Source organism: Faecalibacterium sp. Marseille-Q4137, assembly GCF_017377535.1.
In the GTDB taxonomy this organism is placed as follows: Bacteria; Bacillota; Clostridia; order Oscillospirales; family Ruminococcaceae; genus Faecalibacterium; species Faecalibacterium duncaniae.
Window position 1 is genome coordinate 46689 of record NZ_JAFREK010000018.1, and the last position, 18565, is coordinate 65253.

General features: G+C 60.8%; 15 protein-coding genes. 10 read left to right on the forward strand and 5 right to left on the reverse strand.

Translation table 11 applies throughout. From position 1 onward, the window contains the following. The first annotated feature begins 13 nt into the window (after window positions 1–13). Genes J3353_RS09020 through J3353_RS09035 form a run of 4 tightly spaced genes read left to right on the forward strand, consistent with a single transcriptional unit; the run spans window position 14 to window position 4161 of the window. A complete protein-coding gene (locus tag J3353_RS09020) occupies window positions 14–763 on the forward strand; it encodes a Stp1/IreP family PP2C-type Ser/Thr phosphatase (RefSeq protein ID WP_097770787.1) in 750 nt (249 codons plus the stop codon). Further along, entirely contained in the window at window positions 756–2612 is a 1857-nt protein-coding gene (pknB, locus tag J3353_RS09025) for a Stk1 family PASTA domain-containing Ser/Thr kinase (RefSeq protein WP_207684695.1), read from the forward strand. The genes J3353_RS09020 and pknB overlap by 8 nt, the downstream gene beginning before the upstream one ends. A gap of 11 nt (window positions 2613–2623) precedes the next feature. Next, window positions 2624–3502: a ribosome small subunit-dependent GTPase A gene (gene rsgA, locus J3353_RS09030; protein ID WP_035394041.1), complete on the forward strand. Its 879-nt coding sequence runs from the start codon at window positions 2624–2626 to the stop codon at window positions 3500–3502. After that, the gene (locus J3353_RS09035) at window positions 3502–4161 is read left to right on the forward strand and encodes a thiamine diphosphokinase (RefSeq protein WP_005932705.1); all 660 of its coding nucleotides are present in this window, start codon (window positions 3502–3504) and stop codon (window positions 4159–4161) included. Before rsgA ends, J3353_RS09035 begins: the two co-directional genes overlap by 1 nt. A 187-nt stretch (window positions 4162–4348) precedes the next feature. Here the strand turns inward: J3353_RS09035 and J3353_RS09040 are convergent, their stop codons facing one another. Beyond that, a complete protein-coding gene (locus J3353_RS09040) occupies window positions 4349–5911 on the reverse strand; it encodes an ABC transporter substrate-binding protein (protein WP_242700911.1) in 1563 nt (520 codons plus the stop codon). Between the two features lie 204 nt (window positions 5912–6115). Between J3353_RS09040 and murD the strand changes: the two genes are divergently transcribed. The 4 genes from murD to J3353_RS09060 all read left to right on the forward strand — a co-directional run bounded on the left by murD (window position 6116) and on the right by J3353_RS09060 (window position 11044). Beyond that, on the forward strand, window positions 6116–7519 hold the full coding sequence (gene murD / locus J3353_RS09045) for a UDP-N-acetylmuramoyl-L-alanine--D-glutamate ligase (protein WP_207684697.1): 1404 nt from the start codon (window positions 6116–6118) through the stop codon (window positions 7517–7519). Beyond that, window positions 7516–8277: a GNAT family N-acetyltransferase gene (locus J3353_RS09050; RefSeq protein WP_117503965.1), complete on the forward strand. Its 762-nt coding sequence runs from the start codon at window positions 7516–7518 to the stop codon at window positions 8275–8277. Before murD ends, J3353_RS09050 begins: the two co-directional genes overlap by 4 nt. A gap of 160 nt (window positions 8278–8437) precedes the next feature. Further along, window positions 8438–9700, forward strand: coding sequence for a methionine gamma-lyase family protein (locus J3353_RS09055; protein WP_117503967.1), 1263 nt, complete (start codon window positions 8438–8440; stop codon window positions 9698–9700). Between the two features lie 27 nt (window positions 9701–9727). Next, window positions 9728–11044: an aminopeptidase C gene (locus J3353_RS09060; protein ID WP_207684698.1), complete on the forward strand. Its 1317-nt coding sequence runs from the start codon at window positions 9728–9730 to the stop codon at window positions 11042–11044. 56 nt (window positions 11045–11100) lie between these two features. Here J3353_RS09060 and J3353_RS09065 read toward each other — a convergent pair whose 3' ends face one another. After that, window positions 11101–12639 (reverse strand): sensor histidine kinase KdpD, encoded by a 1539-nt coding sequence (locus tag J3353_RS09065; RefSeq protein WP_207684699.1) that lies wholly within the window; start codon window positions 12637–12639, stop codon window positions 11101–11103. 112 nt (window positions 12640–12751) lie between these two features. Here J3353_RS09065 and J3353_RS09070 point away from each other — a divergent pair, with 112 nt between their 5' ends. Next, the gene (locus J3353_RS09070; protein WP_207684700.1) at window positions 12752–13453 is read left to right on the forward strand and encodes a response regulator transcription factor; all 702 of its coding nucleotides are present in this window, start codon (window positions 12752–12754) and stop codon (window positions 13451–13453) included. A gap of 297 nt (window positions 13454–13750) precedes the next feature. After that, window positions 13751–15769 carry an FAD-binding protein gene (locus J3353_RS09075; protein WP_117476809.1) on the forward strand — a complete coding sequence of 673 codons (2019 nt, stop codon included), beginning with the start codon at window positions 13751–13753 and terminating at the stop codon, window positions 15767–15769. A 120-nt stretch (window positions 15770–15889) separates the two neighbouring features. Here the strand turns inward: J3353_RS09075 and J3353_RS09080 are convergent, their stop codons facing one another. The 3 genes from J3353_RS09080 to proB form a co-directional block, all read right to left on the reverse strand. Next, complete coding sequence (locus J3353_RS09080) at window positions 15890–16330, reverse strand: methylglyoxal synthase (protein WP_005932722.1); 441 nt, start codon at window positions 16328–16330, stop codon at window positions 15890–15892. Between the two features lie 398 nt (window positions 16331–16728). Then, window positions 16729–17991, reverse strand: coding sequence for a glutamate-5-semialdehyde dehydrogenase (locus tag J3353_RS09085; protein ID WP_207684701.1), 1263 nt, complete (start codon window positions 17989–17991; stop codon window positions 16729–16731). Window positions 17992–17994: 3 nt separating this feature from the next. Further along, a partial coding sequence (proB, locus tag J3353_RS09090; protein WP_207684702.1) for a glutamate 5-kinase occupies window positions 17995–18565 on the reverse strand: 571 nt, incomplete at its 5' end.

Genomic DNA, 18565 nt, shown 5'->3' on the forward strand with positions numbered 1-18565 from the left:
AGAGGAGAAGCCTATGAAACTAGCAGGAAAAACGGATGTGGGCCGCGTCCGGCAGGAAAATCAGGATGATTACCGTGCCGGGGAGCTGCCCGGCGGTGCTGTCTGGGCACTGGTGTGTGATGGCATGGGCGGTGCCAAAGGCGGCCGCGAGGCCTCACAGGGGGCCTGCAATGTCATCGAGCAGGTGTTTCAGGAGCAGTACGCCCAGTGCGGAGCAGGGCAGGAGGGAGCTTTTTTGAAAAAGGCCCTCATCAGCGCCAACCGCTATGTGTTCAACAAAGCCGCCCACGAGGAATCGCTGGCCGGTATGGGCACCACGGCGGTCTGCGCACTGGTGCGGGGCGGGGAAGCCACCCTCTGCCACGCGGGCGATTCCCGCGCCTACCTCTGCCGGGGTGGTAAACTGACCCAGCTCACCCACGACCACTCCTATGTGCAGGAGCTGGTGGACTGCGGCACCATCACGGAGGAGGAGGCCGAGCATCATCCCCAGAAGAACATCATCACCAGGGCGCTGGGCGTGGATTACCGGCTGGAGCCGGAGGTCACTTCGGTGCAGCTGCAGGCAAAGGATCTGCTGCTGCTCTGCTCGGACGGCCTGACCAACATGGTGCCGGTAGAGCAGATGGAGCAGCTGCTGGCGCAGGGCCCGTTCTACGACCTGCCCGACCGGCTGGTGGATGCCGCCAACGAGAACGGCGGCTCCGACAACATCACCGCCCTGCTGCTGGCTGTGGAACCTACGGAGGTGCACCATGGATAACCTGATCGGCAAAACGCTGGATGGTCTGTACACGGTGCGGGAGCTCATCGGCACCGGCGGCATGGCCAATGTCTACAAGGCCGTTGTGGGGCCGGGCGGTCCGGTGCCGGAGGGCACGGTCGTGGCCGTTAAGGTGCTGCGGCAGGAGCTTATGCACGACCCCGACCTTGTGCGCCGCTTCAAGAACGAGTCCAAGGCCATCTCGCTGCTCAACCACCCCAACATCGTCAAGGTGTATGATGTCTCGGTGAGCGACCATCTGCAGTATATCGTCATGGAATATGTGGACGGCATGACCCTGCGCGAGTATCTGAACGAGCGGGGCGGTAAGCTGACCAGCCGGGAGACCGTCCATTTTATCTCCCAGATTCTGAAAGCGCTGGACCATGCCCACCACAACGGCGTGGTGCACCGGGACATCAAGCCCCAGAACATCATGCTGCTGGACAACGGCCAGCTGCGGATGATGGATTTTGGCATTGCCCGCATCTCCCGGGCCGAGAACCAGCTCTCGGGCGGCAAGGCCATGGGCAGCGTCCACTATATCAGCCCGGAGCAGGCCAAGGGCGATGAGACCGACTTCACCAGTGACCTCTATTCGGTGGGCGTGATGATGTACGAGATGCTCTCGGGGCATCTGCCCTTCGATGCCGATGACGTGGTGGAGGTGGCCATCAAGCAGATCTCGGATCAGCCCAGGAGCCTGAGGGAACTGGCTCCCTGGGTGCCGGTGGGGCTGGTGGAGATCACCGAGCGGGCCATGGCAAAGCGGCCCGAAAACCGCTACAAGAGCGCCGCTGAGATGCTGGAAGCCCTCAACGCCTATGTGGAGAACCCGGCCATCGTGTTCAACTACACCTATCTCCCCGATGAAATTCCTGAAAAGGTGGTGGAACCCCCTATGCCCAGAAAAGAATCCCGTCCGGAGCGCGGCAGTGCCCCGGCAAAAGGCAGAAAAAAGAAAAAGCGCACCGTGTTCCTGCCGGTGCTGTTCGGCATCACTGTGGCCTTTGCACTGGCCTGCGCGGCCCTGTGCTGGATGATCCTGAATGATTCCAGCTCCCTGATGGGGGAAAAGGCCGATGTGGTGCTGGCAGATTACAGCGGCATGACCCAGGATGAGGTCAACGCTTCCCAGCAGGTGGCATCCGGCCAGATCGTCATCAACTGGGAGCAGGCCTACAGCAACGATTACGCCGCCGGTTACGTCTACCGGCAGTCCCCGGTGGCGGGCCGTACCGTCCGTGAGGGCCAGAGCGTGACTCTGACCGTCAGCCTGGGCATCCAGTATGTCACCGTGCCGGATGTCTCCAACTATGTGCAGGCAGATGGTGAGCAGCAGCTCAAGGATCTGGGAGTCTCTGTTTTGATCACCCAGGCGGTGGAACCCAGCGTGGCCGCAGGCTCCATCATCCGCACCGAACCTGCTGCGGGCAGTCAGGTTGCCGCAGGCTCCACAGTGGTGGTCTATGTCAGCCGCCCGCAGGTCAACACCACGGCCAAGGTGCCTGCCCTGACCGGTCTCAAGAGCGTGAACGATGCCCGCTCCGTGCTGGTGCAGAACAAGCTGGGCCTTGGCAGCACCACCGAGCAGTACAGCGACCAGCCCGCCGGTACCATCATCGGCCAGAGCCCGGCGGCAGGATCTACCGTCAAGGTGAACAGCCGTGTCAGCATTACCGTGAGCGCAGGCCCCGAGCCGGTGCCTGAGACCCCGGATGAACAGCCGGGCAGCTCCTCCAGCGATTGGTGGAGCGGCCTGATCGGGGGCAGCTCTTCCAGCAGCGGCGATTCTTCCAGCAGTGAGGGCACCGGCCTGGGCGACTGGTGGAGCGCGCTGCTGTCCTGAGGGAGGAACGGATGAAGGGATATATCGTAAAAGGAATTGGCGGCTTTTACTACGTCAAGACCGAAGAGGGTGTGATCGAGTGCAAGCCCCGGGGCATCTTCCGCAAACAGAAGATCACCCCCGTGGCGGGCGATGAGGTGACGCTGGAGACCGAGAACGGCGCGGCAGTCATTGCCGAGATCGCACCCCGCAAAAACGTGTTTGTCCGGCCGCCTGTGGCCAATCTGGATGTGCTGTTCCTTGTGGCCAGCACCACCCAGCCCACCCCCAGCACACTGGTGCTGGACAAGCTCTCGGCCATTGCCGTGGACAAGGGCGTGCAGCCCGTCATCGTCTGCACCAAGGCTGACCTCGGCGAGGTGGAGTTCCTGCGCAGCGCCTATGAAAGATCCACTCTGCCCTTCATTGCCATCCGCTACGACAGCGGGGAAGGGCTGGACGAGGTCAGGCAGTGGATCAGCGGGCGGCTCTGCGCCTTCTGCGGCAACTCCGGTGTAGGCAAATCGACCCTGCTCAACACCCTGCTGCCTCAGGCCGAGCGGGAGACCAGCGCCATCAGCCAGAAGCTGGGGCGCGGCCGCCATACCACCCGCGAGGTGACCATCTTTGAGGCCTTTGGGGGCCGCATTGCGGATACCCCCGGCTTTGCCAGCCTGGAAGCCAACCGCGCCGGGTTCATCCCCAAGGAGAATCTGGAGCATGCCTTCCCGGAGTTCGGGCCCTACCTTGGGCAGTGTCAGTTCACGGGCTGCTCCCACCGCACGGAAAAGGGCTGTGCCATACGCGCCGCTCTGGCCGAGGGAAAGCTCTCCCAGACCCGGTACGACAGCTACTGTGCCATGTATGAGGAAGTCAAGGATGTCAAGGACTGGCAGAGGAGGGGAATGTGATGCGCTGCGTGATCCTCTCGGCCTGCCCGGTCTCGCCGGAGCTGAAGCGTCTGCTCCGCCCCGATGACTTCATCATCGCCTGTGATGCAGGCTATCGCAACTGCGCGCCGCTGGGCTGCAAGCCCAATATCATCCTGGGGGATTTCGATACCGCGCCCTGTCCGGTGCAGCAGAACGACGATATCATCGTCCTGCCTCACGTCAAGGACGACACCGACACCGAATATGCCGCCAAGCTTGCCAGTGAGAAGGGCTTTACTGAGGTGCTTCTTCTGGGGGCGCTGGGCGGCAGGCGGATCGAGCATACCCTCTCGAATCTTGCCACCGGCCTTGGGCTGGAAGAACGGGGCGTGCGGGCAACGCTTCAGGATGAGCGCAGCCGCATTACCTTTGTCCGCTCCGGCGAAACCCGCGCCTACCCGAAGGAGGAGTTCTTCTACTTCTCCGCTTTCCCCATGGAGGGCAGGGCGGAGGGTGTGTGCGAGCGCGGTTCCTACTATGAGCTCACCGATGATGTGCTGGTGGCCGGTTATCCGCTGGGGGTCAGCAATGAGTATGCCGAAGGCTCAGACTGCATCACCATCTCCACCCGCAAGGGGGCGCTGGTGGTCGTGGAAACGGTGCCGGATACACCGATCCTGACCGGGAACAAGGCCTGAGCCGCACACTTTGCCGTCCTGCCGCTTATATTGTGGTATCACACCACGAAAGGCGGGAGAGCGATGCAGGTGGTCGTTATCAAAAGCCCAAAGTGTCTGCGCGGCGTTCTGCGCAGGCTGTTCGGCATCAAAAAGGGATAAGAAAAATACCGGGGCAGGCGGCTGCTCCGGTATTTTTTGTGGCACATCATTCTTTTGTGGTATAGGTCAGATCCAGCACCGGGCCAAAGGGGTCAAAGATGAGGTTCTGGATGCCGGGTGCGATCAGCAGGCGCTTCTGCTGGGCAAACAGAGGGACCGCCACGGCATCGCTGAGCAGCTGACGCTCACAATCGCCCAGCAGGCGGCAGCGGGAGCTTCCGGTGGCCTGGGTGCTGGCCTGCAGCTGGGTGGCAAACAGGGAATCTGCATAGCCGGTCAGGCCGCCGCCCGCTGCGGTGAACTGGTTCAGCATGTTGTACACACTGCCGCCCTCGGCGCTGATGGGGGCCAAGGCGATGGTGTAGTCCCCCTCGGCCAGCCGTTTTGCAAAGGTCTCCTCGTCCACTTCCTCTACGGAGAAGAAGAGGGAAAACTCCTTTTGCCACACGCCATTGATCTCCTCAGCGGCGCTGGTCACGCCGGAACCGGCAGGCACCATCAGGCTGACCTTGTTGAAGTCGGAGGTGGTCAGCGTCTGCCGCGCCGTGAGGTAGAGCGCTCGGGCATCCACCGCGGCGGGAGTCACATCCCCGGCGGTATCCCGGTAGTTCATGCCGTCCACAGTCAGGCCGTCCGGTACCAGACCGTTGGCGGCGGCATAGAGCCCGCCGTCCGGCACCTCGGCTGCACCCCGCGCGGCGGAGGCCAGTGCCTGCCGCAGCTCGGTGGAAGCAAACACGCTGCTGCAGTTGAACAGCAGGCTCCATGTGGTATCGGAGTAGGAGAGGGAAGTCAGAGTGGTGGGCGCGGCGGTGTCGTCCGGGGCGGCAGAGCACTTCTCGTTGGCAATCAGTTCTGCGGCGGACTGCCCGGCGCTGTTGGTGTTCTGCACCAGCCGCAGGCTGTCGATGAGGCTGCCCGAGGGGGCACGCCGCAGGAACAGGCCGCTGGCTGTCCAGTTGTAGATGTAAAAGCTGCCGCTGGAAAGGGTGGACGAAGCATTCAGACCGTAGGTGCCCCGGGTGGAATTGAAAAATTCCTCATCGCAGGGCATGGCACCGGGCAGGGTGAGCTTCTCGAGGAAGTTGTCGTCAGCACTGCTCAGGTGGAACACCAGCGTCAGCGGCCCGGAGGCCGTGACTCCCAGCGCGCTCTCGGGCATCTGCCCGGCCAGCACGGCGGCGCTGTTTTCAAGGGCCGCAAACTCCACCGCGTAGGGGGAGTTGGTCTCCGCCCGGAACAAGCGCCGGAAAGCGAACACAAAATCCTCGGCGGTGATGGCGTAGTCAGTGGCGTTGCCCTTGGCGGCGGTGTAAGTCAGGCCGTCCTTGAGGTAGAAGGTGTAGGTGAGACCGTCGGAGGACTTCTCCCACCGTTCGCAGAGGGCAGGCTCATATTTGCCGCTGGGATCTTTGCGGACAAGGCCGCTGTACAGGTTCTCGCAGGCGATGACATCCGCAGAAGCCGAGGCCACCTGCGGGTCAAGGTTGGCCGGGATGCTGTCCACGAACCAGGTGAAGCTGTTGGAGCCCGAACCACAGCCGGTCAGGGCAAAAACAAACGCAATGGTCAGCACCACTGCGGAAAAGCGGATCAGGGAATGTTTCAAGAAAATGCGCTCCTTGTAAAATGATGCAATTAAAGTATAGCGGAAACGGTCGGAAAAGACAATCGACATTTTGTGAATTCAGATAGGATTTCGGTGCATCCGGGGCCAGAATAAGGTTTGGCGTTGCCAATTGGCTGGAAAAGGTGTAAAATGGAGCAGTGAATCAATTTCAGCCTGAATTTTCATAGAGGAGGTTCTTTCTTTATGCAGAAAGATCAGCAGAAGCTTGCAGAACTCATCCAGGGCAAAAAGGTGGCGTTCATCGGTGCCGGTGTCAGCCACAAGACCCTTATCAAGGAGTTTGTGGAGCTGGGGGCCCATGTGACCCTGTGCGACCAGAAAAAGAGCGTGGAGGAGTTCGGCGATTATGCCGCTACCATCCGGGAACTGGGCATTGACCTGAGCCTGGGCGAACACTATCTGGATGGCTTCAAGGGCCAGGATATCATCATGCGCACCCCCGGCTTTGTGGGCTACTTTGAAAAGCCCCTGCAGGATGCCATGGCGGCGGGCACCATGGTCACCAGCGAGGTCGAGCTTTTCTTCGATTTCTGCCCCTGCGAGATCGTGGCCGTGACCGGCTCTGACGGCAAGACCACCACCACCACCCTCATCTCCAAGTTCTACGAGGCCGCAGGCCGCAAAGTACATCTGGGCGGCAACATCGGCGCGGCCCTGCTGCCCATGCTGCCTGAGGTCCGGCCGGAGGATGTGGCTGTGGTGGAGCTGTCCAGCTTCCAGCTCATCAGCATGCACCAGAGCCCGAAGATCGCGGTGGTGACCAACGTCACCCCCAACCACCTCGATCACCATAAGGATATGCAGGAGTACATCGACGCAAAACGCAACATCCTGCTCTACCAGAACCCGCCCTGCCGTGCCGTGCTGGGCTACGAGAACGAGATCAGCCGCTCCATGCAGAAGGACTGCAAGGGCAGGCAGGTCTGGTTCACCCGCCTGCACGATACCGACAACGGTGCCTTCCTGCGCAAAGAGGACAACATGCTCTGCATGGCCGAGGACGGCGTGGTAACGCCCTTCCTGGCCCAGAAGGACATCAAGCTGCGGGGCCTGCACAATATCGAGAATCTGCTGGCCGCTGCCGCCGCAGTCTGGGGTGAGGTTCCCATAGAGGCCATCCAGAAGGTGGGCAGCACCTTTACCGGCGTGGAGCACCGCATTGAGCCGGTGCGCACGCTGGACGGCGTGCTCTACTACAACGATTCCATCGGCACCAGCCCCACCCGCACCATTGCGGGCCTGCGCAGCTTTGACCAGAAGGTCATCCTCATTGCGGGCGGCTATGATAAGCACATCCCCTATGAGCCGCTGGCTCCCGAGATCGTGGCCCATGTCAAGGATCTGGTGCTGATGGGTGCCACCGGCCCCCGCATTGAAAAGGCCCTGCGGGAAGACCCCGGCTTCAACGAGGCCGCACTGCCCATCCAGCACGCGGACAATATGCAGCACGCCGTGGAGCTGGCCCGTGCCGCCGCAAAGCCCGGCGATATCATCATCCTGTCTCCCGCCAGCGCCTCCTTCGACCTCTACCCCAACTTTGAGGTGCGCGGCCGCGAGTTCAAGAACATCGTCAACGCACTGAAATGATCACGCAGGTCAGAACGCCTCGCCAGAGGCAGCGGTTCCGCAGCGCCTGCCGCGGAAAGCTCTGCCTTGGGGTCACGATGCCGCAGGCGCTGGCGCTCTTCGGCAAAAGCCAGCCGGGCCGGTTCTTCGCCGGGCCAACGCTGGCGCTGGATGTGGGCGGCAGTACCGCCTGGCTGGCGGGCCACGCCAACCCGGACGAACTGGCCAGCTTCCTGCATTTTTGCGGCTGTAAGGCGGTTGTCCTGGACGAGGCCGAGTGCCCGCCGCCCACCGGCTGGGCCCGTGCAAAGTCCCATTTTGTCTTTGGCCTGGCACCCGGAAAGCAGCTGCCGGAACCCGCTGTGGAAGAAACGCTCTGGGCCTCCCTGCATTTTGACCCGGAGCCGCCGGCGGGCCCCGTTGCGCAGATGCTGTTTCCGGACCGCCCCACGCGGCGGGATGATTTTTATTCTGAGCTCTGCTCAAAGCGCGCCCGCGGCAGGGCTGTGGTCTGGGCTCTGGAGCAGGGAGGGGAGCTTGCCTGCACCGTGGGCGCTTACGCCATTGGAACGGAGCAGGCTTACATGGCCTGCGGCGAGACTGCGGAGCCATTGCGGGGGCGCGGCATCGGCGGGCGGCTTATCGTCCGGCTGGCCAACACCCTCTCGGCGCAGGGCCTGCAGCCCCTTTTCCTCTGCTCCCCGGAACGGGTGCACTTTTATACCCGCCTCGGCTTTGAAAAGCTGGGAGAGTATGCCCGGTACGAAGCCACAGTCTGACACGGCGGGAGTTTCTCTGAGGACCGTCCGCTGGGGTGGGACCCTGTTGCCGCAGGCAATAGGGCGGGCGATGGAATGGCCCGTTTCGTGTCCGAGGAGAAAGCTGCCGACGGGTCATCATAGCATAAACTTACAAAAAGATTAAGGAACCAAAATGTCAATGCTGAACCACTTTTTTGATTACAAACCCGAAGTCCTGGCGCTGGACGAAAAGGCCATGGAACTCTGCCAGCCCTATTTCCACCACATGGAGGAGATCCGGGACTACAACCAGCTGAAAATGCTCAAGGCCTTTGCCGATACCCAGATGTCTTCCACCGATATGCTGGGCACCACCGGCTACGGCCTGTGGGATACCGGCCGCGCCAAGCTCGAGCAGATCTTTGCCGAGGTGATGGGCGCGGAGGATGCCCTTGTGCGCAGTCAGTTCCAGAGCGGCACCCATACGCTGGCGGTGGCCCTGTTCGGCCTGCTGCGGGCAGGGGATACCCTGCTGGCTGCTACCGGCCGCCCCTACGATACACTGGAGGGCGTGATCGGTCTGGACGGCAAGGGCAAGGGCACCGGCACCCTGATGGACTACGGCATCCGGTACGACGAAGCCCCCCTCAAGGCCGACTTCACCCCGGATTACGCGCTGATCGCTCAAAAGGCCCCGGGGGCAAAGGTCTGCCATATCCAGCGCAGCCGCGGCTACCTGCAGCGCAATGCCTTTGATCTGGATACCATTCAGAAGATCGCCGACACGGCCCGTGCCGCCAACCCTGAGATCATCATCTTTGTGGACAACTGCTATGGTGAGTTCACCCAGATGAAGGAGCCCTGCCAGGCCGGTGCGGACCTTGTGGTGGGCAGTCTCATCAAGAACCCGGGCGGCGGCATTGCCCCCACCGGCGGCTATATCGCGGGCCGGAAGGATCTGGTGGAGCTGTGTGCCTACCGCCTGAACGCCCCCGGTCTGGGCAAGGAGCTGGGCTGTACGCTGGAAACGCCCCGTGATATGTATCTTGGCTTCTACTATGCCCCCGGCGTGGTGTGTGAGGCCATCAAGACCGCCATCTATGCCCAGTGCCTGCTGGAGCTGGTGGGCAAAAAGCCCATCCCGCGCTACTGCGAGGACCACAACGATATCGTGACCTGCTTCGATGCCGATACCGCCGATGCCCTCATCGGCTTCTGCCGCGGCATTCAGGCCGCCAGCCCCGTGGACAGCTATGCCGCACCGGAACCCTCTCCGGAGCCGGGCTATACCGATGAGGTCATCATGGCAAGCGGCAGTTTTACCCAGGGCAGCACCATCGAGCTCTCCTGCGACGGCCCCCTGCGTGAGCCTTACACCTGCTACCTGCAGGGCGGCCTGAACTTTGCCGCAAGCCGTGCCGGTGTCCTGCTGGCCGTGCAGAATGCTTATTTCAAGGATTGATCTTTTCAGAAAGAAAGCGTGAATCAAATGAATCGTGTTACTCCCATTGATGCCCGGATGCTGGAACGCTTTGAGCAGGGCTATGCTGCCCGCCCGGAGCTGAATGTGATGTCCAATGCGGTTTCCCGCACGGCGCTGCCGGACGCAGCCTTTGTGCCCGCCGCCGCTGCCAAGCTGCGGATGGACTTCTCTGTGCTGGTCAAGACCAATAACATCACCAACCAGAAGCAGAGCGGCCGCTGCTGGATGTTCTCCACCCTGAACGTCCTGCGCCAGCGGGTGATCGCCAAGTGCGATCTGGAGGATTTCTCCTTCTCTCCCACCTATCTGGCGTTCTACGATAAGCTGGAAAAGGCAAATCTCTTCCTTGAGAGCATCCTCCACTTTGCGGATCAGGACCTGACCGACCGTGAGACCTACACCCTGCTGGGCAACCCGCTGCCCGACGGCGGCCAGTGGGATATGGCCATCAGCCTGATCAAAAAGTACGGTGTGGTGCCCTCCTGGGTCATGCCGGAGACAGTCCACTCCACCGGCACGGCCAAGTATCTGCCCATCCTGAACCGCAAGCTGCGGGAGGATGCGCTGGAGCTGCGGGCTCTGGCAAAAGAGGGAAAGGACACGGCCGCCCGCCGCGAGGAGATGCTGGCGGAGATCTACAACGCCCTGTGCATCCTCTACGGCCAGCCCCCCAGGAGCTTTGACTTTGAGTACACCGACAAGGAAGAACACTACCACTGCGACCGGAACCTGACCCCGCACACCTTCCTGGAGAAGTATGTGGGCAATGATCTGGATGATTACGTCGTCATCATCTCCTCGCCCATCCATGCGCTGAACCGCACCTACTGCCAGCCCTTTATGGGGGACGTGGTGGAGGAAAATATGTTCTGGCTCAACCTCTCGCAGGAGGAGCTGGAGGATCTGACCATCCGCCAGCTGCAGGCAGGGGAGGGGGTCATGTTCAGCTGCGACTGCCACCCCGACGGCGACCGCGCCAACGGCTACTGGGACCCCGACTGCTTCCAGTACGGCGAGGTGCTGGGCGGCCTGACCTTTGGCATGACCAAGGCCGAGCGGCTGCTCACCCGTGAAAGCACCATGAACCACTGCATGATGTTCTGCGGTGTCAATCTGGACGAGAACGGCAAGGCTGACCGCTGGAAGATCGAGAACAGCTGGGGCGATGCCTCCGGCCAGAAGGGCTACTACATCGGCAGCGAGAAGTGGTTCAAGGCCAATGTTTACCAGATCACGGTCCGCAAGAGCCTGCTGAGCGATGCCCAGCGCGCCCTGCTGGATCAGGAGCCCCTGCCCATGAAGCTGTGGGACCCGCTGGCTTAAATTCAAATAGATGCTATAAAGAAACCCCCCCGCCTATGGCGGAGGGGATTTCTCTGTTAAGCGGATAATAGGGGAAGATTCAACGTGAAGCAGCTGCCTTTGCCCACTTCGCTTTCCAATAGGATTTCTCCGTGGTGCAGGTGGGCAAGCTCCTGCGCAATGGTCAGTCCCAGACCGGTGGAGTCGTGCTTGGAAGAGGTGGTGGTGTGGAAATACCGGTCAAATACGGCGGCCTGATCCTCCGGCGCAATGCCGCAGCCCGTGTCCCGGACGCTCACCAGAGCAGCACCGGCCTCCACCCGGCTGTTGACGGTGATGCTCCCTCCTGCAGGGGTGTAGTGAATGGCATTTGTCAACAGGTTCTGCAGGATCTGCTGCAGCCGGATCTGGTCGCCCCACACCGGCAGCTCCGGAGCCGGGGGAGCCTGAAGCACCACGCCCTTCTTCTCAGCCTCCTCCCGGCAGCTGTCACAGACCGCAGCGATGACCTCCCCCAGAGATACCCGGTCCTCGTTGAGCATCACCTGTTTCTGCTCCAGCTTTGCAGCCAGAAACAGATCCTCCGTCAGGCGGCGGAGAAAGGCCGTCCGCTGCTGTAAGGCGGGCAGCAGGGCCGGCAGGGCCTCCGGAGCAGCCTCCAGCGTGTCCAGGCCACTGCTGACCGCAAACAGGGGGCTTCGCAGGTCGTGGAAAATGTTCAGCATCATGCTTTTCCGGGCCTCGGTCTCCTCCGTCAGGGCCTTTGTCCGCTGAATGACCCGGGCATCCAGCTCCCGGGCCAGCTGCTCCGCCCGGTCAAATTGCAGGGCATACCGGCGGCAGACGTAGGCCATGCAGCCCAGAGTAAAAGGCGCATCGTAGATCCGGGCACACCGGAACAGGTAGAAAAACACGCTCTCCTGAAAAAACGGAACATGCATGCCCGGCAGGACCACCCATACCCGGAAGCCAATGGTGATGGCACAGGGAAACAGCATCAGCAGGGCAGCGTCGGAGCCCCGGGCATACATTGCCATCAGTATGCTCAGACAGTAGCCCATGCCCAAAAGCAGCCCTACCGCCCGTACACGGCTGGGGGGAATCAGCGTCAGAACAAGATACCCCAGCGTCAGAAGCAGGGAACCGAGCCGCTGCCCGTGAGACACCGGCACAGCCCCTGTCAGGGCGGCACACAGCAGAATACCTGCCAGAACCGTGACGGTAAAGAATCCCCGGCGGAAAAAGACGCTCCAGCCGGAACTTCCCACCGGAGCCAGAATGATCACCAGAGCCCAGAGGGTCAGCACTGTCAGATACAGCAGAAAATACCCCAGTTCCTTCTGAGGCTTGTATCGGTACAGGGCCAGCACCACCGCTCCCAGAGTGCAGAATACCGCAATGGCCATCCACTGCAGCACCGTGCGGAAGGTCAGGGCAGCCACTCCTTTTTCCGGGAACAGGGCAGCCCATGCCATCAATTGGGCTTCGGAGTCCATGCCGGGGACTCCAAAATCCGCCAGCGCCGGCAGTCGCTGGTTGAACCAGATCCCTGCCAACCCAATGGTCAGTGCCAGTGCCCCGGCGGCAGCCGGAAGCAGAAATCGCTTTTTTATCATAAAAAGACCCCCTGCAAAACTTTGGAGAACCGGTTGAGAACAGCCCGGAAATACGGTATACTAGATAAAGATATTATAGCAAATTCACGCCGAAAAGGGGAGGGCAAACCGCATGATCCGTATTCTTCTGGTGGAAGATGATCCGGTGATCCGGGACACTACCAGCTATTTCTTGAAATGTCAGCAGAATTTTGAGGTGGTCTGCGCTGACACCGGCGGCGAAGCGCTGAGCCACGCCCGGGAAAAGTTCGATGTGATCCTGATGGATATCCTTCTGCCGGACACCAACGGCATGGATCTGTGTCAGCGCCTGCGCAGCTGGCACCACTGCCCCATCATTTTTACTTCCTGTCTGGACGATACAGACACAGTGGTACGGGCACTGGAATTGGGCGGCGATGATTTCCTGACCAAGCCCTACAACCACAAAGTTCTGCTGGCCCGCATCATGGCAAACATCCGCCGTGTTCAGATGGATGCCGCAGAGCCCAGCGTCAGCGGCTACCACTGTGCGGCCTTTACGCTGGATTCCAACAGCCATTGCGTGGAAAAGGACGGCCGGAGCATCCATCTGGCCGATATGGAGTACCGCATCCTGACCCTCTTCATCCGGCATCCCAACACCTTCTTTACCGCAAACGAGCTTTACCGGAAGATCTGGGGGAAGGAAAGCCTGGGGGATGTCCGCACTGTGCAGGTGCATATCCATAACCTCCGCAGTAAGATCGAGCCCGACCCCGCCAAGCCCGTCTACCTCAAAAATGTCTGGGGCAAAGGCTATATTTTCCGCCCGGAAGGGGAGACGGAGGCCTGAAATGGTTTTGCTGTCTTAAATATCGTTAATCCTCAAAGCACCCACTTCTTAAGGAAACTTAATCCGGGGGTGTTTTTTCTGCTCTGATTTGACCGTTATTTATCAAACGAAGTGGGAAACGGGAATTTTCCAGCGAAGAAACGGCAAAGATGTTTAAGAATTCTTAAAAGACAACAGGCGGACTTTGTGTTAATTTATTATCGAACGAAGTCTGCACCGCATTGTGGCGGTACGTTTCGGATAAGAAGGAAAATCAAAGAATAAGAACAGAAAAAGAGAAGAAAGGATCATCCAAGCATGAACAAGATCTCGCGTAAAGGCTTTCTGAAGATCGCCGCTGCCGCTGCCATGTCCGGTGTCACCGCCGGTGCACTGGCTGCTTGCAACGCTGCAAGCTCCTCCACCGCCGCTTCCTCCGGTGCAGCAGGCAGCTACACCCCCGGTACCTACACCGGCACTGCTGAGGGCATTTCCTCTACCGTCAAGGTTACCATGACCTTCTCTGACAGTGCTGTGACCGACGTTGTGGTCGATACCTCCGGCGAGACCGCTTCCTACGGCGCTGCTGCTGCCGAGGAGCTGAAGAACCAGCTGCTGAACGCCGGCTCTGACGAGATCGACGGCGTGTCCGGCTCCACCATCACCTCCGATGCCGTGAAGAAGGCCGCCAAGAGCTGCTTTGCACAGGCAAAGGGAGAGGCAACTGTAACTTCCGTTCAGCTGCCCACCGGTGACGAGACCGATTGGCTGGGCAAGGAGCCTGACATTGACGAGGCTGCTATCACCGAGACGGTGGACACCGACATCCTCATCGTGGGTGCCGGCAACGGCGGTATGTTCGCTGCTGCTTATGCCGCTGCCAAGGGCCTGAACTTCCGTGTCATCGAGCAGAACGGCAATGTGCAGGATACCCGTCACTGGGTGGGTGCCGTGGACGGCTTTGGCGCTCAGGAACAGGGCATCAAGATGGATCGTGCCAAGCTGCTGAGTGAGGTCTCCCGTTACGCCTCCGGCAAGTGTGATCAGCGCGTGGTCAAGACCTGGATCAACGAGTCTGCCGAGATGATCGAATTTGTCCGCTCCATCATGGAGGACAAGTACGGCGTGAAGATGATCTACACCTACGGTGACGAGGCCAAATGGCCTGCAGAAAACGCCGAGCACAACACCGATTATATGTACCCCGAGATCGAGTATACCTATGATCGCTCCAGTGGTGCCGCCCGGAACGAGCTGCTGCTTCAGTACATTCAGGAGCTGGGCTACGATGTGGACTTCAAGACCAGTCTGGCCAAGCTGGAAAAGAACAGCGATGGCCGCATTACCGGCATCATCGCCCAGAGCACCGAGGATGACCATTTCATCCGCTACAACGCCAACAAGGGCGTGCTGCTGGCCTGCGGCGGCTTCCCCGGCAACCCCTACATGATGGAGCAGCTGGACCCGCTGGGCACTTCCGTCACCACCGCATGCTCCTACTCTCCCTCCGATAAGGGCTACGGCATCCGGGCTGCAATGTGGGCGGGTGCCAATCTGGACAAGGAGGCCGCTCCCATGCTGTTTGACCGCGGCATCGTGGCCCCCGGCGTGGATGGCGGCTATGTGGACAGTGACACTGCCTTTGGCGGCAAGGCTTTCCCTGGTACCATCCGTCAGTACAACCCCGGCACCCAGCCCTTCCTGAAGGTGAACCGCAACGGCGAGCGCTTTGCCAACGAGAGCAGCCCCTACAATGACATCGTCTACGCCGCTGCTCACCAGCCGGGCCGTGTCTACGCTCAGATCTGCGATGCCAACATTCTGGAGGACGCAAAGCGTTTCCACACCATCGGCTGCTCTGCCCAGACCCGTAACGGCGGTGAGAAGTACATTCAGGGCAAGATGGACGAGGCGATCGAGGCCGGTGCATTGTTCAAGTGCGATACGCTGGACGAGCTGGCTGACAAGATGGGCTTTACTGGCGCTGCCAAGGACACCTTCCTTGCCACCGTGGAGCGCTACAACGAGCTCTACGACAAGCAGAACGACGAGGACTTCGGCAAGCCCGCTTACCGCCTCAGCGCCATCCGCACCGCGCCCTTCTACGGCTGCTGGCTGGGTGCCTCTCTGCTGACCACGGAGCAGGGCATTGCCATCAACGAAAAGGGTCAGGCTCTGGACAACGATAACAAGCCCATGCCCGGCCTGTATATCACCGGCGATATGTCCGGCAGCTTCTTTGCCAACAACTATCCCTGCCTGATGGCCGGTGTGGCTATGGGCCGCACCCTGACCTTCGCCATGAAGGCCGTCAAGCAGATGGCCGGTCTGGAATGATGTCACTCCCCGGAAAATGAACTGAAAACCGCATAAAAATGCAGCGCCGCTGAAGCCCTGAAAAGCTTCGGCGGCGCTGTTTTACGTTTCCCTCTATACACAAAAAATGTCAGGCAGTCCTCAGCACACGGCGCGGCGGGGAGCGGCCAGAGGCTCGATCACCGGCGGGTGCATCCCTTCCCGGTAGTCCAGATCCCCCTGATCCATGCCGCGAAGCAGTACCTCGGCGGTGGCAATGTTGGTGGCAATGGGTACGCTGTGCATATCACACAGGCGGAGCAGGTTCTGCTCGTTGGAGCTGCCGCTGTCGGCCCGGAGCGGGTCGCGGAAGAACAGCACCAGATCCACTTCATCGCAGGCAACACGGGCGGTGATCTGCTGAATGCCGCCCAGCTTTCCGGAGAGGTAACAGTGAACTGGCAAGCCGGTGGCCTGGTTCAACATCCGGCCGGTGGTACCGGTGGCAATGACAGTGTTCCGGGACAGGATACCACTGTAGGCGGTGCAGAACTGAAGTGCAAGTTCTTTGCGGGAATCATGTGCAAGAATGGCAATTGTCATAATTCGCTCTCTCCTTTGTACTAGTGTCGTCATGCGGACATTTGTTTGAAATGGATTGCAGTTGTGGGAAGGACAGTTCCGGGCGCACTTCAGAGCGCCCCGCCGAACTTGTTCCCACACTTTCCAATATAGTTTTACCGCGTCGAAATATGGGTTGTCAAGGGGAAAATGAGAATTTTTACCCTAATTTCCGATAAAAGTACGACTTTGTTTTTGTACAGAATGGAGAAATGAAAAATACATCATGGCACAAACGGAAAAATAATTTTCGAAATTTTGGTCCGAAAGTGTTTCTATAACAAAAACAGTCCATCTCTGCAAAACAAAAATACAGGCCGCTGTCCTTCCACGGCGGCCTGTAAGAAAAAAACGGAAAAATGTTTTCGCAATTGAACGGTTCAGCGGATCTGGCCGCTGCCGTGAATGATGTACTTGTAGCTGCACAGCTCTTCCAGCCCCATGGGGCCACGGGCGTGGAGCTTCTGGGTGGAAATGCCCATCTCGCACCCCAGCCCGAACTCCCCGCCATCGGTAAAGCGGGTGGAGCAGTTGACGTAGACCGCCGCACTGTCCACCGCCGCCGTAAAGAGGGCGGCATGGGCCTCGTCCCGGGTCAGGATGGCTTCGCTGTGGCCGGTGGAGTGCGAGGCGATGTGGCTGACAGCCTCCCCCACGCTGTCCACGACCTTGACAGCCAGGATGTAGTCCAGGAACTCGGTGTCAAAATCGGCAGGGCCTGCAGGGGTGCCGGGGATGATGGCGGCTGCACGCGGGTCCAGCCGCAGCTCCACCGGGTGCAGCCCCTTTGCCGTGCGGTCAGGGCCCAGCCGCCGGGCCAGCTTGGGCAGGAACTCTGCCGCAATGTCACGGTGCACCAGGCACACCTCCTCCGCGTTGCAGACGCTGGGGCGGCTGGCCTTGGCGTTTTCGATGATGTCCAGCGCCTTGTCCTGCTCGGCAGAAGCATCCACGAAGATGTGGCAGATGCCGGTACCGGTCTGGATGCAGGGGACTTTTGCATTTTCCACACAGGCGCGGATGAGCCCGGCCCCGCCGCGCGGGATGAGCAGATCCACATAGCCCACCGCCGTCATCAGGGCGTTGGCCGAAGCGTGGGTGGTGTCCTCGATCAGGCAAACCGCTGTTTCGGGCAGGTCGTTTGCCCGCAGACCCTCCCGCAGAGCCGTTACAATGGCGTTGGCACTGCGCCATGCCTCCCTGCCGCACCGCAGGATGCAGGCATTGCCGCTCTTGATGGCAAGGGCGGCGGCATCGCTGGTCACGTTGGGGCGGCTCTCGTAGATGATGGCGATCACGCCCATGGGCACGGCGGTCTTTTCAATGACCAGCCCGTTGGGGCGCTCCACCCGGCGCAGAACTTTGCCCACCGGGTCGGGCAGGTCGGCCACTTCCCGGATGCCCTTTGCCATGGCGTTGATGCGCTCCGGTGTCAGGGCCAGCCGGTCCAGCATGACCTCTGAGATGTGCCCCCTGGCTGCTTCCAGATCGGCGGCATTGGCATCCAGAATGGCCTGCTGGCGGGCAGGGGAGCAGAGCGCCTCCGCCATGCCCAGCAGGGCGGCGCGGCGCACCTCGCCCGAAGAAAGGCCCAGCGCGCTTCTTGCCGCGCGGGCGGCTTCCAGGATCTCCTGCGTCGTCATGGGTCAGCCCTCCTTTCTGCCCGCAAAGCGGGTGCCTGCGGGTCTGCCGTCTGCAATGTCGTAGAGCAGCTCCGGGTGGGAACCGTTGGCAATCACCATGTCCGCGCCCTCTGCCGTTACCATCTGGGCGGCACGGAGCTTGGTGGACATGCCGCCGGTGCCCAATGCGGAGCCTGCCCCGTCTGCCAGCGCCAGCACCTCAGGGGTGATGCGCTCTACCACCGGGATGAGCTTTGCGTCCGGGTGGGTGTGGGGATTGGCGGTGTACAGGCCGTCGATGTCGCTCAGCAGCACCAGCAGATCCGCATGGATGCAGCAGGTGACGATGGCGGCCAGCGTGTCATTGTCGCCGATAGAGGTGATCTCATCAGTGGCAACGGTGTCGTTCTCGTTGATGATGGGCAGCGCACCCAGCTCCAGCAGCCGGGTCAGGGTGTTCTGGAAATTCAGCCGCCGTCCTTCGTGCTCCACATCCACGCCGGTGAGCAGGATCTGCGCCACGTTGTGGTTGTAGGCGGTGAACAGGCGGTCGTAGGTGTACATCAGCTCACATTGGCCCACAGCGGCGCAGGCC